13 protein-coding genes and 2 tRNA genes are annotated in these 14,328 nt (G+C 67.1%); 5 read left to right on the forward strand and 10 right to left on the reverse strand.

Annotated features, from left to right (window positions below; translation table 11 throughout):
• Nucleotides 1-23 precede the first annotated feature (23 nt).
• Entirely contained in the window at nt 24-3,419 is a 3,396-nt protein-coding gene (locus AC1DE3_RS01455) for an ATP-binding protein (protein WP_476779201.1), read from the forward strand.
• A gap of 107 nt (nt 3,420-3,526) precedes the next feature.
• Here AC1DE3_RS01455 and AC1DE3_RS01460 read toward each other — a convergent pair whose 3' ends face one another.
• From AC1DE3_RS01460 to AC1DE3_RS01470, 3 genes are all read right to left on the reverse strand, one after another.
• Complete coding sequence (locus AC1DE3_RS01460; RefSeq protein WP_441513031.1) at nt 3,527-3,871, reverse strand: lipid-A-disaccharide synthase N-terminal domain-containing protein; 345 nt, start codon at nt 3,869-3,871, stop codon at nt 3,527-3,529.
• The gene (locus AC1DE3_RS01465) at nt 3,871-4,605 is read right to left on the reverse strand and encodes a glycosyltransferase family 2 protein (protein ID WP_476779358.1); all 735 of its coding nucleotides are present in this window, start codon (nt 4,603-4,605) and stop codon (nt 3,871-3,873) included. The genes AC1DE3_RS01460 and AC1DE3_RS01465 overlap by 1 nt, the downstream gene beginning before the upstream one ends.
• Nucleotides 4,606-4,793: 188 nt before the next feature.
• Complete coding sequence (locus AC1DE3_RS01470) at nt 4,794-6,485, reverse strand: ArnT family glycosyltransferase (protein ID WP_476851999.1); 1,692 nt, start codon at nt 6,483-6,485, stop codon at nt 4,794-4,796.
• A gap of 287 nt (nt 6,486-6,772) precedes the next feature.
• Here AC1DE3_RS01470 and AC1DE3_RS01475 point away from each other — a divergent pair, with 287 nt between their 5' ends.
• Entirely contained in the window at nt 6,773-6,994 is a 222-nt protein-coding gene (locus AC1DE3_RS01475) for a hypothetical protein (protein WP_476779199.1), read from the forward strand.
• Between the two features lie 128 nt (nt 6,995-7,122).
• Here AC1DE3_RS01475 and AC1DE3_RS01480 read toward each other — a convergent pair whose 3' ends face one another.
• The 4 genes from AC1DE3_RS01480 to AC1DE3_RS01495 all read right to left on the reverse strand — a co-directional run bounded on the left by AC1DE3_RS01480 (nt 7,123) and on the right by AC1DE3_RS01495 (nt 8,367).
• The gene (locus AC1DE3_RS01480; protein ID WP_476852000.1) at nt 7,123-7,338 is read right to left on the reverse strand and encodes a hypothetical protein; all 216 of its coding nucleotides are present in this window, start codon (nt 7,336-7,338) and stop codon (nt 7,123-7,125) included.
• 463 nt (nt 7,339-7,801) lie between these two features.
• Nucleotides 7,802-7,878 (reverse strand) — tRNA-Arg (locus AC1DE3_RS01485).
• Between the two features lie 38 nt (nt 7,879-7,916).
• Nucleotides 7,917-8,222 (reverse strand): ETC complex I subunit, encoded by a 306-nt coding sequence (locus tag AC1DE3_RS01490; RefSeq protein ID WP_476779197.1) that lies wholly within the window; start codon nt 8,220-8,222, stop codon nt 7,917-7,919.
• A gap of 68 nt (nt 8,223-8,290) precedes the next feature.
• Nucleotides 8,291-8,367, reverse strand: a tRNA-Pro gene (locus tag AC1DE3_RS01495).
• A gap of 489 nt (nt 8,368-8,856) precedes the next feature.
• Here AC1DE3_RS01495 and AC1DE3_RS01500 point away from each other — a divergent pair.
• A complete protein-coding gene (locus tag AC1DE3_RS01500) occupies nt 8,857-9,156 on the forward strand; it encodes a hypothetical protein (protein ID WP_476779196.1) in 300 nt (99 codons plus the stop codon).
• Between the two features lie 45 nt (nt 9,157-9,201).
• On the opposite strand, the gene AC1DE3_RS01505 is transcribed toward AC1DE3_RS01500, so the two are convergent.
• Nucleotides 9,202-9,675 carry a DUF192 domain-containing protein gene (locus tag AC1DE3_RS01505; RefSeq protein WP_476779195.1) on the reverse strand — a complete coding sequence of 158 codons (474 nt, stop codon included), beginning with the start codon at nt 9,673-9,675 and terminating at the stop codon, nt 9,202-9,204.
• A gap of 207 nt (nt 9,676-9,882) precedes the next feature.
• Here AC1DE3_RS01505 and AC1DE3_RS01510 point away from each other — a divergent pair, with 207 nt between their 5' ends.
• Together AC1DE3_RS01510 and AC1DE3_RS01515 are read left to right on the forward strand one after the other, a co-directional pair.
• Complete coding sequence (locus tag AC1DE3_RS01510) at nt 9,883-11,721, forward strand: hypothetical protein (protein ID WP_476779194.1); 1,839 nt, start codon at nt 9,883-9,885, stop codon at nt 11,719-11,721.
• Nucleotides 11,711-12,424, forward strand: coding sequence for a CatB-related O-acetyltransferase (locus AC1DE3_RS01515; protein ID WP_476779193.1), 714 nt, complete (start codon nt 11,711-11,713; stop codon nt 12,422-12,424). The genes AC1DE3_RS01510 and AC1DE3_RS01515 overlap by 11 nt, the downstream gene beginning before the upstream one ends.
• On the opposite strand, the gene AC1DE3_RS01520 is transcribed toward AC1DE3_RS01515, so the two are convergent.
• Entirely contained in the window at nt 12,396-13,448 is a 1,053-nt protein-coding gene (locus AC1DE3_RS01520) for an acyltransferase family protein (RefSeq protein WP_476852001.1), read from the reverse strand. The two genes, AC1DE3_RS01515 and AC1DE3_RS01520, sit on opposite strands and share 29 nt — an antisense overlap.
• A complete protein-coding gene (locus AC1DE3_RS01525; protein WP_441513041.1) occupies nt 13,445-14,326 on the reverse strand; it encodes a glycosyltransferase family 2 protein in 882 nt (293 codons plus the stop codon). The genes AC1DE3_RS01520 and AC1DE3_RS01525 overlap by 4 nt, the downstream gene beginning before the upstream one ends.
• Nucleotides 14,327-14,328 lie beyond the last annotated feature (2 nt).

A 14,328-nucleotide genomic window follows, 5' to 3' on the forward strand; every position in this document is an offset into this window, starting at 1 on the left:
TCGCGTTGGGTCGAGTACTCCGTTTGCCTCTGTCGCGTTCCCTCGCCTTCGGTATCGGGCTGGCCGCTCTCGCGCTCGCCGCCGGCCTGAACGCGCCTGCGCTCGCGGCCAGCGCCACGATGCGCGGCGAGGCCATGGCGGCCGGCTTCGGCCGCGTCTCGCTCACCTTCGACGAAGCGATCCAGACCCGTATCCGCGTCGCGAATGGCGTGCTGATCGTCGCCTTCGGCAGCCCGGTCCGCGTCGACATCGCGCGCATCACCCGCGAGTTGCCCAATTACGTTTCGGTTGCACGCACTGACCCCGACGGGCGCGGCATGCGCTTCGCCCTGACCCAACCTTACAAGGCGAATCTGATCGAAGCCGGCGACAAAGCCTTCATCGATCTTCTGCCGCAGAATTGGGCCGGCGTGATGCCCGGCCCGCCGCCGGAAGCCATTGCAGAGCTGACCGAGCGACTGCGCGTCGCCGAGGCGAAGGCCCGCGAAGCCGCCCGCCAGCCGGCCGCGCCGCCAGCGGTGCTGACGATGCGCTCGGCCAGTCTTCCAACCTTGGAACGCCTGATCTTCAAGACCCCGGCCGGGACGAAGCTCGCCAGCCACCTCTCGGACGGCACGCTCAAGCTCGTCTTCGACAAGCCCATGAACGCCGAGGCGGCCGAAATCCGCAACGCGCTCCCGGCCGATGTCGCGCTGTCCTCGCTCGACTCCGGCAAGGACGCTCTCAGCCTGACGCTCTCCCTGCCGAATGACTGGCAGTCCCGCAGCTTCAACGACGAGACGGGGCTCGTTGTCGACCTGCTGCGGCCCGCCAAGATCGGCGCGCTCTCCCTGCCCGATATCGACAAGCCGCAGCCGCCCGCAACACCGACACCGGCACCTGCCGTCGAGCCGGCGAAGCCCGCCGTCGCTCAACCAGCCGTGCAGCCGGCCACGCCCGCGCCCCAGCCTGCCGCGGTCGCCCCCGAACCGCCACCCGGCCCGGTCGCGATCGCCGCGGGCGACACGCGCCTCGATTTCCGCTTCCCGCGCCGGACCGGTGCCGCCGCCTTCCTGGACGCCGGTGTGATGACGCTGGTCTTCGATACGCGCGACACCATCGATCCCGCCCGCCTCTCCGGCCTGCTGCCGAAGCTGATCGAGGAGAGTTCGGTGACGCGCGAGGGCCGCGTGACGCTGGTGCGCCTGCGTCTGGCCGGCCAGCCGCTCGCCCGTTTCTTCGACGACGGCACCAGCTGGTCCCTCGATCTCGGCGAGGATGCGGGCAAGCCTGCCGCCGTGATCGCGCCGCAGCGCAGCATGGACGAGCGCGGCCAGACCATCCTAGGCGTTCCGCTCGCCGGGCTAACCGGCATCCACTGGCTGGAATCGGGGCCTGCAGGGCTGCCTATCGCGATCGCCACCGCGACCGGGCCGGTGCTTCTCACGCCCAAGCCCTATCAGTTCGTCGAGTTCGGCCTGCTTCAGACCGCACAAGGTCTGGCCGTCCAGCCGCGCTCGGACGACATCGCGGTGCGTGCGGGCACCGAGCAGGTTCGCATCGGCCGCGCCGGCGGCCTCACCGTTTCCCTTGATGTCGCCGAGCCGAACAAGCAGGCGGAAGCGCAGGCCGAGAAGACCGAGTCTCCGCTGCTGCTTGACGGCGATGCGTGGGCGGAGCTCAGGCTCGGCAATCCACGCGACCGGGCCCGCGCGCTGATGCTCGACGTGGCCGACGCCTCACGCGGCCGCAAATCGGACGCGCGCCTGGCGCTCGCCCGCTTCTACGCCGCCAACGGCCTGATGCCGGAAGCCGCCGGTCCCCTCGGCGCGATGATGGCGGACGACCCCGCCATGCGCGGCAACCGGGAGGCACTCTTCCTGAAAGGCGTCATCGCCGCGCAGATGCACCGCGATCAGGATGCGATCAACGCCTTCGGCGCCGAAGCCATCAAGGATGATGTCGAGACGGGTCTGTGGCGCGCCCTCGTCGAACAGCGTTTGAACCGGAACGCCCAGGCGATGGTCGGCTTCCGCCGCGCCGAAGCGGTGCTCGACCGCTACCCCATCGATCTCCAGGGCGAGTTCCGGGAGGCTATCGCGCGTACCGCGTTCGCGATGCAGGATATGGGCGTCGCCGAGCGGCAGGTGCAGGCGCTCGCGGACCTGCCGCGCGGCAGCTTCGACCAGGAGCGCCTCGCCCTGCTGCAGGCACGGCTCGACGATACCAGCGGCCGCCCCGAAGCCGCGATGAACGGCTACAAGGCGCTGTTCGAAGCCAACAGCCGCCCCGTCGCGGCCGAGGCGCAGCTGCGCGCCGTCAGACTCGCCGATGCCGAGAAGCGCACCGACCTCAAGCCGGAGGAAGCCATCGCCCGTCTGGAGACGGTGTCGGTCATCTGGCGCGGAGGGCGGCTGGAGATCGAGGCGTTGGCCGAGCTCGGCCGGCTCTATGCCGACCAGCAGCGCTGGCGCGACGCTTTCATGATCGCGCGCCGGGCCAATGAGAGCTTCCCGGACGATCCGCTGACGCAGCGCATGCATGACGAGACGGCTCAGCGTTTCGCCGAGCTGTTCAGCGGCTCCGGCCTCGGCAATCTGCCGCGGATAGAGACGCTGGCGCTGTTCTACGACTTCAAGGAATTCCTGCCGATCGGCCGGCGCGGCGACGAGATCACCCGCCTCCTTGCCGACCGGCTGGTCGAACTCGACCTGCTGGACCAAAGCGCCGAGATCCTGCGCTATCAGATGGATCGCCGCCTCACCGGCGCGGCCCGCTCCACTGTCGCCGCCCGCCTTGCCATGATCGAGCTGATGAACGGCAAGCCGGCAGAGGCGATCCGGGCGATCAGCGCGACGCGGCTGGTCGAATTGCCGGCGGACGTCAAGCGCGCGCGGCTGCTGCTGGAGGCCAAGGCGCTCTCCGATCTCTCACGCACCGACCAGGCATTGGAAATGCTGGAAGGCGAAGGCGGCGCGGAGGTCGACCGGTTGCGCGCCGACATCTACTGGACCGGGCGACGCTGGCGCGAGGCGGGCGAGGCTTATGAGCGCATGCTCGACGAGAGTTGGCGCGGCGACACGGCCCTGACCGATGTCGAGCGCGCCGATGTCATGCGCGCCGGCGTCTCCTATGTGATGGCGAACGAGGCCCTCTCGCTCGACCGGCTGCGCAGCAAATTCGCGCCGAAGATGGCGCGTAGCGCCGATGCCCGGACCTTCACCTTCATTACCGGCGCAAACCGCGCCCGCGCGGCGGATATACGCGAGATGGCACGCGCGACCGCGAATGCCGACAGCGTCTCTGAGTTCCTGAAGGCCTATCGGGAGCGCTATCCCGGCCTTTCCCCCGCCATGCGCAAGCCCCAGCAGGCGGCGGAGCCCCTGCCCTCGCCGGCGCAGGGGGCCACGGCCGATCCGTCGACGCCGCAGCGCAGCTGACCCTCCCGTCATGCTCGGGCTTGACCCGAGCATCTCGTGACAAGGAGGCCCCTGCTCCTCGTCCCGCCGGAGATTCTCGGGTCAAGCCCGAGAATGGCGCCTTTTTCCTAACCCGGCCCGGAATTCGTATCCTCGCCGCGCGCCTTGGCCCGCAGCACGAATTGCAGGTTGCGGACATAGACGAAGACGCCGAAGCCCTGCCCGAGGATGAAGACCGGGTCGCGCCGGTAGAGCGCATACATCAGGAGCAGCGCGCCGCCGCCGATCGAGAACCACCAGAAGGTCATCGGCACGACAGAACGACCGGCCTTCTCGCTCGCCCACCACTGCACGACGAAGCGCATGGTGAAGAGCCCTTGCGCGACCACGCCGAGCAGCACCCACCAATCGATGTTGTTGACGAAGACTTCGTGGAAATAGTTGCCGATGGTCTGCTGCAGATCGATCAGCATCACATCGTCTCCGAAACGATCTGGGGCACCCGCTTGCGCCGCCGGATCAGCCACCAGACGCCGGCGAGATCGAGGATACCGACCCAGAGACGGTCGAAGAAGCCGTAGTTCGAGACGCCGGTCAGACGCGGCCGGTCACGCACATCGGCATGCAGCACCGTGTAGCCCTCGCGAGCCATCAACGCGGGCATGAAGCGATGCAACGCGTCGAAATAGGGCAGCGCCAGATACGCCTCGCGGCGGAAGCATTTCAACCCGCAGCCGGTGTCGCGCGTATCGTCCTTCAGCACGCGGCCGCGCACGCCATTGGCGATCTTCGACTGCCAGCGCTTGAAGCCGGTGTCCTTGCGCCCGACACGCTGGCCCTGCACGAGCCCGGCATGGAGACCGCCCTTTTGCAGCGTCGTCACCATCTCCGGCAGGAAGGCCGGGTCGTTCTGGCCGTCGCCGTCGAGCGTCGCGACGATTGCGGAGCGCGCATGGCGCACGCCGCTGCGCACCGCCGCGCTCTGCCCGCAGGATTGGGCATGGGTCACGATCCGCAGCCAGGGCCGCGTCGCCGCCAGCTCCGCAAGCTTCCCGGCGGTGCCATCGGTCGAACCGTCATTGACGTAGACCACCTCGAAGGGACCGATCGTCGCGCAGGCCTTCTCGATATCGGCGACGAGCGGAGCGATGTTGCCGACCTCGTTGCGCACGGGCACGACGACGCTGAGCAGGGGATGGGAGGAAATTTCGGTCAAAGCGGCATCATCCGGCAAAACGGCCCGCGAACTGCATCGGCACAGCCCATAGAGCATCGCGCGAAACAATGGGAACCGGTTTTCGCCTGGAGCGACGCCCCCGGCGATAAGGAACGATCACGCTTTTTCGCATTTTGACGCTTCTGTCAAAATGCGACGTGACCGAGGGCGAGCATTTTTCAACCCGGCTCCCTGACGAAGACGGCGATTTCGAGAAGGCGTCCGCCATTGAGGTTGAAGCCGCGGATCGTCGTGAACAGGCGCGGTTTGACCGGCTGATTCGCGAGCGCAGCCTGGAACTGGTCGGCGAAACGCTTCTCGACGAAGGCGACGCGGCAGCCGGGCTGGCCGAGGAAGTCCGCAGCCTGCTGGCCGCTCGCGGCCATGCCGAGATTGGTGCCGGTCAGGAAGACCAGGCTCGGTTCGCGATAACCCAGCGTCTGCACGGCAGGATCGGAACAGGCCGCCCGCGCCGCTTCGGCCAGCCGCGGCGAGAGCTTCAAGGAGCGCAGGCTCTCGATGGCGAAGGGATAGACCGAGGCGGTCAGCAGCAGGCTCGCCAACACGCAGCGCCAGAGCGCGCCTTCGAGATCCTGACGCCGGAAGGCCCCGATGACGCCGGCCGCGACCAGGAGCACCAGCGCGAAGCCGGGCAGAGCCAGCCAGGGCAGCGTCCGATCCAGCGTCCAGTTGCCGAAGAGGATCACGCCCATCAGCGCGAGCGGTACGATCAGCACCAGGCAGGCTGTCGCGACCGCCCCGCGCCRGTTGCGGTCGATGCCGCCATTGATCATCGCCAGCAAGAGCAGCGCGGTAATCGCCGGATAGAGCGGCAATACGTAATGCGGCAACTTGGTCGGCACCGCCTCGAAGACGAGCCAGCTCGGCACGATCCAGGCGATCAGGAACAGGATCTGCGGCTCCTTGCGCCTGATCCAGGCGAAGGGCACCGCCATCGCGGCGAAGGCCGCCGCCGGCCAGTAGGTCGCGAAGAAGACCACAAGGTAGAAGCCCGGCGGCCCCCAATGCTTCTCCTGCCCCTCCGCGACCTTGCCGAGCATGTCCTGGCCGACGCTCTCGCTGAAGAAGCTTCCGCCGGTCTTGAGCATGATCGCGACGAACCAGGGCAGCGCGACGACGAGGCAGAGCAGCAGCCCCGGCCCGAAACGCAGCGGCTTCAGCCAGCGGAAGGAACGCTGGTTCGCGCTCAGCACCAGAATGGCGAGGCCCCAGACCATCGGCACGATCGGGCCCTTGATCAAAAGGCCGATCGCCGTCGCGGCCCAGAACACCAGCCAGTTGCGCCGGTCCGGCACGAAGGCGAGCGAGCGCGTCCAGTCGAGCCAGGCGCGGGCCAATGCTCCCATGCTGGCGACCGCGCAGGCGGCGAGCACGGCATCGGTCTTGGCGATCCGGGCCTCGACGCCGAGCAGCACCGCCGCCGCCATCAGCGATGCCCCGAGCAGCGCATAGCGCCGCGCCAGAAAGGCCAGCAGCGCCCAGTAGGTCAGCAGCACCGTCGCTATCGCACCGAGCAGCGAGGGGATGCGGTAGAGCCAGATCTGCGTGCGCGCCTGCGGCACGCCGAGCGCCTCGCCGGCCTTCACCGCCGCGCTTTGCAGCCAGTAGATGCCGACCGGCTTCTTGTGACGCGCTTCATCCTGGAAACGGATATCGACGAAATCGCCGCTCTCCAGCATTTGCTTGCTGGCCTGGGCGAAGCGCGGCTCGTCGCGGTCGAGCGGCTGCAGCGTGCTGAAGCCGGGCAGAAAAGCAGCAAGCGAGAGCAGCAGCAGGAAGGCGCAAGCGCGCGCATGGCTGACGGCCAGGAAACTCGTCAGCCTGTCGATCGCTGGCGTGAGCGAAAACATCATCCATCCTCGCGACCGCCGGGCCGCGCCTGTGCTGAAAGCCGGTCGCGCTGGAACACCGTCCGCTTGCCGGGCCTTTCGGGCACGATCAAGGCGAAGCCGCGCGCGGTTTACGCTGCGAGGCGCGAGCGGGCAAGGCCGAGCGCGACGCATGCTTTCCACTCGATCAGCGAAACGACAGAATCCCCGACCTCTCCCGCGTGACATCGGTCACAGACGGGACGGACCGAAATCGGCCCGATACGCCGCCGGCAGCCAAGAGCCGGAAGGTAATCGGGGAGAGCAGAATGACCGCTCTGAGCCACGACGACGGCCGCGACGACGATGAAACGTGCGTGAGCCGTCCCATCCTCAAGCCTTCCCTGAAGAGCTTGCTGGCTCGCCTCGCAATCGGGCAGATCCTGCGAGAGGAATACGTCTACGAGGTTCACGGCCCGTTCGTCGCCGAGCTGCCCGCGACGCCTCAGCCGCGGCTTGCGGCCTGGATGATCGCCAAGCTGACGCGCTGACCGGCGCCCACGCCATCGTCGAGCACATCGGGAAGGCCAACACCAACGACAGGAGCGGTGAAGCTCCCGCCCCGCAATTTCACCAACGCTGCGCGGCCCCGCCGGAGCAGGCACGCGAGCGCGGCAGGCTACTCGCCTGCGGCCGTCGCTCGGCGGCGGAATATTACGACATTCGAGGGAGGAGCGGCATTCTCCACGCTGTCGACTGCGTCCAGAACGAGTTCAATGGCCTTGCGCAGGCGTTCGTCGTCCGCCTGAGTGCCGGTGACGCAGAGAAATGCATTTTTGAGAAAAGCACGACAGCGCTTATAGTCGGAGGCGACGATGTACTGTGTCATATTCATAGGCTGATCCTGCCTCGGCAACCGCTTACGCGAATAGCCTACATCAAATTTGATGCAGCGCCGTTGTATATTCGTGACCTTACGAGGCCGCCCCAGGCAACGGCTTGGACGAGACCAGGCGCAGAATCGGCTTGTTGCTTGCGGCGGCCAATTTTTCCTGCCGAAGCTTTTTCTTCGCCAACGCGATGGTCGAAATGAAACGCAGCTGGTTTCGCTTTGACTTCATGGGCGCCCCAAACGGTTCATTCTGGGCCAATTTGGCCGCAGTCGTGGAGAGCACCGCAAGGATGAGGCCGATATCGCGGAGATCTGGCAGCTCGCCGACAAACCCGGCGTAAGCGGGCGGTGAGGGCAGCGATGGGCCAATCGGCCGCGGCTTCCCGGCGAGGAATCGACCGACCCGCACCCTGTTGGTCGAATCGGGAATGCCAACCCTCTGCGCGGAAAGGGTGTTCTGAAACGATGGCGAGCCCGGCTGGATTCGAACCAGCGACCAGCAGCTTAGAAGGCTGCTGCTCTATCCATCTGAGCTACGGGCCCAAAAGCGAAGGGAAGGCCCCTCGCCTGTCGTTATCGCGTCAATGCGTCCACTGGCCGACGCGCGTGTACTTGAAATTGTCCGAGTAGGAGACCGAGCGGCGCTTCGCCTCATTCGGCTTCTCGACACGGAACGGAATGCCGTTGCGCGTGGCATAGGCGACGGCCTCCGCCTCGCTGTCGAACCAGAGCTTGAGCTGACTCTTCATATCCGACGAGGAAGTCCAGCCCATCAGGGGCTCGATCTCGCGCGGCCGCTCCGGCTCGTATTCGAGGAGCCAGCGCTCGGTCTTGGCAGTGCCGGACTGCATGGCCGTGCGGGCCGGTCGGTAGATGCGTGCGGTCATGAATAGCGCTCGGCCGTCACCAGATTTGCTCCGGCCCGGGAGCCGGGCCGTCTTGTACCGGTCTGGAATGGTCGGGGCACCAGGATTCGAACCTGGGACCCTCTGCTCCCAAAGCAGATGCGCTACCGGGCTGCGCTATACCCCGACAGTCCGCAAGTGTATCGGATCACTCGCAAAACCATCACGGCAGTTCCAAAACAACCTGCCGCAACGCGGAACGAAATAGCATCGTCGGAACGGTTTGGGAACAGGAACTTCCCACTAACTACCAGCGATGTTTTCCAGCCGCCTGTCCCGCCTCTCCGTCGCGCCCGGGAAGGGCGCCGCCGCCGCCCGATGCGACGCAACGCCGACGCAATCGCTGTTCGAAGCGTTGCTCGCCTGTTGTGGAAGGCGGCGGAACTCCTTGGGCTCCGGTGGCGCACTCCTTGAAGCGCTCGGCTCCACGCCGCAAGGAACGCGTCGATATGAAACAGGTCGAACCGTTCCGGCACAGCCGGGGCCCTGCCGAAGCCTTACCGATCGCCGTCTGGATCAGAGTGCTCCTTATGCTCGTCCTGGCTGCCTACATCGCGCGCGCAGCCCTGCAACTGCATCAGCTTCTCATAGCTGCAGCGCCCTGAAGGAACGCGCCATGAAACGAGGAAATCAGCTCTCCCGCGCTGCGCGCCTGGCAAAGACGAGGCGCGAGCAGGGCGAGGCCAGAAAGGAGCGCGAGAAGCACTTCCCCAAGCCGCACCTTGTGCCGGAGACGGATCGGGCGAACAGCGACGAGAACGACGAGTCGGAGAAACCGCGGCAGGCCCTGGCCGCGGCGGCAGACGGATCGCATGCCCGCCCGAAGTTAACAGCCGAATTGCGCTTGAGCGTGCCGGCTGCCGTATCCGCCTCGCCCTCGGCGAACATCATCTTCGCTTTCGCCCCCGCACGGTAGCGCGACCCGAAGCTCGACCGGTTCGCACCCCGCCTGTCGCGTCTCTCAGCGCTTGAAAAGCGGATGCTCGACCTTGTCGCCGGGCTTGATTCCGAGCTGCTTGCTGACGCCGCCATTGATCTCGAGCACCGAGAGCACCGGCTCGCCGGAGGGAATCGTGCGCGTGGAAAGCGGCTCGGTCCGCTCGGCAATGCGCGCGATGGTGCCGTCCGCCCGGATGAACAGCATGTCGAGCGAGATGTAGGTGTTCTGCATCCACATCGCGACAGACTCGCTGGCGCCGAAGTCGAACAGCATGCCGCGGTCCGCCGGCATGTAGTTGCGGAACATCAGCCCCTTCGCGCGCTGGTCGGGCGTGCGCATCACCTCGACCTGGAATGTGTGCCGGCTACCGCCGCTCACGATGACCAGTGGCTCGAGCCCGGCACCGGCTGCGGCGGGCTGGCTCTGCGCCGCGGCCGGCATCAGCGCCATCAGGACGAGTACGATTGCGGCGAAAGCGGTCTTGAAGGCGTGCATCGCTTCCCAACTCCATGGCGGCCATCGCCGTTCTCATGCATTAGAAACGGTGGATGGCGAATCTTCGGCAGATGGCCGTGTCCGCCATCTTCCGGTCAAGCCTTTCCTCGTCATATGAATGCAGGACGCTGCCTCCTAAAGTTCGGCGGCTTTCTTTCGCTATCCGCTCGCGGCAGTTTCGCCCGGCCAATGAAGCAGGAGCCCCTTATGACGATCGCGCGCCTTCGTCGGCCGACGCACCTTACCGGCACGGCCCTGACGGCCGTCCTCATTGTCTTTGCGTCGCCCGTCTGGGCTGCCGATTTCCAGATCGACAACGTCAAGATCGATCTCGGCCGGATGGTGATCAACGCGCCGAAGATCACCGTCAAAGGCTCGACGCTGGAGAAGGACGCCTTCCTCGCCCTGTTCACCAGCACCGCCGGTGATTCGGCCGCGGCGCGTGCGGGACGGCTGAATGCGACCGAGATCAGCGCCCCGGAGCTGACGATGGTGCAGAATTTCGGCGAGCAGAAGCAGACCACGACCTATCGCGACATCCGCCTCACGGACATCCGCGAGGGCAGGATCGGCCACGGCGAATCCGCGAGCGGCACGATCGTCGGCGACGGCGGCGCCACCGGCCCGCTCAAGGGTGAGCTGAAGCGCACGGCCTTCGACGCCTTCGATCTTCGCCAGAGCGCACGGGTGCTGACCGAGAAGGCCGCGCCGGGCGTCGACGAGAAGATGCTGCCGTTGATCGGCAGCTTCGAGCAGGAGGGTTATGCCCTCGACATGGGCAAGGCCGGCAAGGCGTCACTCGGCAAGACCACGTTGCGCGGCTTCGCCGCCAAGGTCGGCCCCGAGCCATTGCTCGACGTCATCAACCAACTCGCCGCCGCCTCCGACGAGGTCGAGAAGAAGGATCTCGCCAAGAAGGACGACAAGTCCGAGGCGAAGCCCGCAGAGAAGAGCGACGCCGAGAAGCGGCTCGGCCTGTCCATGCTCTCGCTCTTCGACATGTTCGAATATGGCAGCGGCGAGGCTCGGGACTTCGCGATGACCGTTTCCGCTCCCCCCGCGTCGGGAGCCAAGTCGGACAACGTCGACATCAAGATCGCCCGCATGGCCTTCGGCGAGGATACGCCGGCCAAGTCCGGCTTCGCGCTCGAAGGCTTCCGCTTCAGCTCCGGCCCTGCCAGGGGCGGCGTCGACGCGATCAGCTATTCCGGCTTCTCCTTCGCGCCGGTCCTGCGCGAATTGCGCGCGGCCCTGACCGAGCCCGACAAGCCCATCGAGGAGCTCGATTTCCGTCGCTTCATCCCGACCATCGGCACGGTGCGCCTTGCCGGGATCTCGATCGACGCGCCGCCCGCCGTCACCGGCAAGGACGCGATCAAGATCGCGCTGGGCACCTTCGAGCTCAAGGCCGGCGAGCAGCTCAACGGCATTCCGACCAGCCTCGCGCTGACCATCGACAAGCTGGTGACCCCGATCGTCGACACGGCCGGCAACCCGGCCGCCAAGGACATGATCGCGATGGGCATTCGCTCGCTCGATCTTTCGGCCAAGCTCGACCTGGCCTGGGAGGCAGCGAAGAACGAGCTCGCCATCCGCAGGCTGTCGCTGGGCAGCGCCGGCCTCGTCCAGCTCGACGCCTCCGGGACGCTCGGGAACGTCACGAAGGACCTGTTCTCCAGCGATCTCGCCCTCGCCCAGGTCTCCGCGCTCGGCGCCACCGCGCGCAATCTGCAGATCAAGCTGCAGAACTTCGGCCTGGTCGAGAAGATGATCGAGAACGAGGCCCGCAAATCGAAGCGCAAGGTCGAGGAGGTCCGCCAGCAATATGCCATGGTCGCGAGCCTCGGCCTCGCCGCGATCCTCGGCCCCTCCGACGCCGCCAAGACCCTGACGGCCGCTGTCTCGCGCTTCGTCGCCAAGCCCGGCACGCTCAACGTCCAGGCCAGCGCCAAGTCGCAGACCGGCCTCGGTCTCGCCGACGTCATCACCATGACCGAGCCGACCGAGATCTTCGACAAGATCGACCTCAAGGCCGATGCCCTCTGATCTGGAGGGCGTCATCGCTCCCGAGGATCGCGACTGGCGCCCTTCGCGCCTGCAGGGATGGTGGGCAGGACTGCCCGCCATCACGCGCGGCTGGCTGCGCAAGCGGCTGAACCCGAGCAACCAGACCCGGCTACATCTGGCGCATCTGGTCAGCCGGCGGCCGGGCCAATTCGTCTTCGGCCCCTATACCTATGGCCGGCCGAAGGTCCGCTTCCCAGAAAGCGGGGCGAAGCTCGCCATCGGCCGCTACGGCTCTATCGCGGATGGCGTCGAGATCCTGCTCGGCGGCAATCACCGGCTGGACTGGGTGACGACCTATCCCTTCCCCGCCCTGCCCCGCCTCTGGCCGGAGACGGCGGGCATGAGTGGCCACGACACCACGCGCGGCGACGTCGTCATCGGCCACGATGTCTGGCTCGGCTCGCAATGCATGATCCTGTCCGGCCTCCGCATCGGCCATGGCGCGGTGGTGGCGGCCCGGGCCGTGGTGACGCGCGACGTGCCGCCCTATTCGATCGTCGCGGGCAATCCGGCCCGCATCGTCAGGCTGCGCTTCGACGAGGCGACGGTCGCCGCACTTCTCGAAAGCCGCTGGTGGCAGCTTCCGCGCGAACGGCTCGCCCCCCTCCTGCCACTCCTCATGAGCGAGCGGATCGGGGAGTTCCTCGCCGCGGTCAGGACGCGCGCAGCAACCGGCGCTTGAGGTTGAGCGCCGGCTTCTCGACCAGGAACCAGGACAAGGCCGCGATCACGAAGGTCGCAACCATCGAGGGCCAGAGCAGCGCAACCGCGCCAAGGGCCGGAAACAGCGCGTGCAGAGCCTGCTGCACCGGCCAGCCATAGAGATAGACGCCGTAGGACAGGTCTGCCGGCGGCTCGACCGAGCGGCGCGTCAGCGCCGGGGCGAGCGCGATCACGAGAACGCCCCAGGCCGTGACGAGATAAAGCGCCGCCCTGTAGAGCGGCGTGTAAGCGAGCGGCACCAACGCGAGCAGCGCGAGCGCCAGCAGCGGCAGCGAGAGCGTCACCCGCTCGCGATAGAGATAGATGACGCCGCCGGCGAGGAAGATCAGCGGCAAGCGCAGGGCCGTCTCCGTGCCCTTCGGTCCGTGGGGCATCAGCAGCTCGCGCAGGACCACCGCCAGAGTGAGCGCCGCCAGCGCGGCCAGGGCCAGCCGCGGCCTGGCGAGCAGGCCGGCGAGGCCCGCGACCAGAACGCCGAGATAGCAGAGCGTCTCGTATTTCAGCGTCCAGACCGTCCCCATCGGGAATTGCAGCGGATTGCCCTCGAACACGCCCGGCAGGGCGGCTGCGCTCTTGAAGCTGGTCAGCGTCGCGCCGATGAAGCGCCACAGCCGCGGATCGCGGAAATAGGCGGCGAGATCGAGATTCGTCATCGCCCCGCCGATCAGCAGGGCGACGACCAGCGTCGCAGCGATCAGGCCGGGCGCGATCCGCAGCACCCGCGCCAGCACGTAGTCGCGCCAGCCGCGCCGCATAAAGCTCATCGTGACGAGGAAGCCGGAGATCGCGAAGAAGCCGTTGACGGCATGTTCGCCGAGCGTGAAGCCCGTCGTCGCGAACCAGGGCTCCTGCTCGAGCCGCCCGTCGGTGACGCTGAACGCGTGCGAGATCACGACGGCCACGGCCATGACCAGACGTAGCACGCCGAAATTATTGTGCGGATTGGCGAGCGCTTTCGCGACGCGCGGCGCACGCCCGATCATGGCGAAACCTCCAGCCCCTCATGCGCCAGCGCCGTCTGGCCGCGTCGCCAGGCCTGCGCCCCCGCGACCGAGCCGGCATGGGCGCTCATCTTCTCGCGGTTGAGCAGCAGGCCGTAGCCGATCGCCTTGCCGAAATTCTCGAGCGTGCGGATCGGACCCGGCTCCGGCAGGCCGTATTTGCGCGAGATATATCGTTCCGACCAGGCGAGATGCCAGCGCGCCCTGAAGCGCCGCCGCGGGGACGGCGCGGTCGAGCGCCCGCGCCCATGCCTTGCCTCGGCGTCATGGACGTGGATCAGCGCATGGCCGGCATCGCGCATGCGCCGGCACAGATCGTCGTCCTCGTAGAACAGGAAGATCGCCGGGTCGAAGCCGCCGATCGCCAGAAACAGCTCGCGCCGGATCAGCAGGCACGCGCCGGAGAGGAAGGGCAGACAGGCATCGCCTTCCGGCACGACCATGCCGCCGCTGCGGTTGAGATGATCAGGCGAGAGCAGCGAGCGTGGCTGCAAAAAAATGCGGCCCGAAGGCTCGACGATGCGGGGCGCCAGCATGCCGGCATCGGGATACCGCCCCGCCGCCTCCAGCAGTGCCGCAACCGCCCCCGGCCGGACCTCCAGATCGGGATTGACGATCAGAACATAGGGCGTATCGGCAGCAGCGATGCCGATATTGTTGCCGCGTCCATAGCCCTCGTTGCGGGCGTTCGCGATGACCCTTGCGCCCTTCGCGGCAGCGATGCTGCGGCTCTCATCCCCGCTGGCATTGTCGACGACGATCGCCGGCACGCCCTCGGCCGCCAGCGCATCGAGGCAGGCGGGCAGAACCTCGGCGCTGTCGTAGCTGACGACGATGGCGGTGATGGCGGCGGCGGGCATCG

The organism is Allobosea sp. 10L417, from assembly GCF_056395485.1.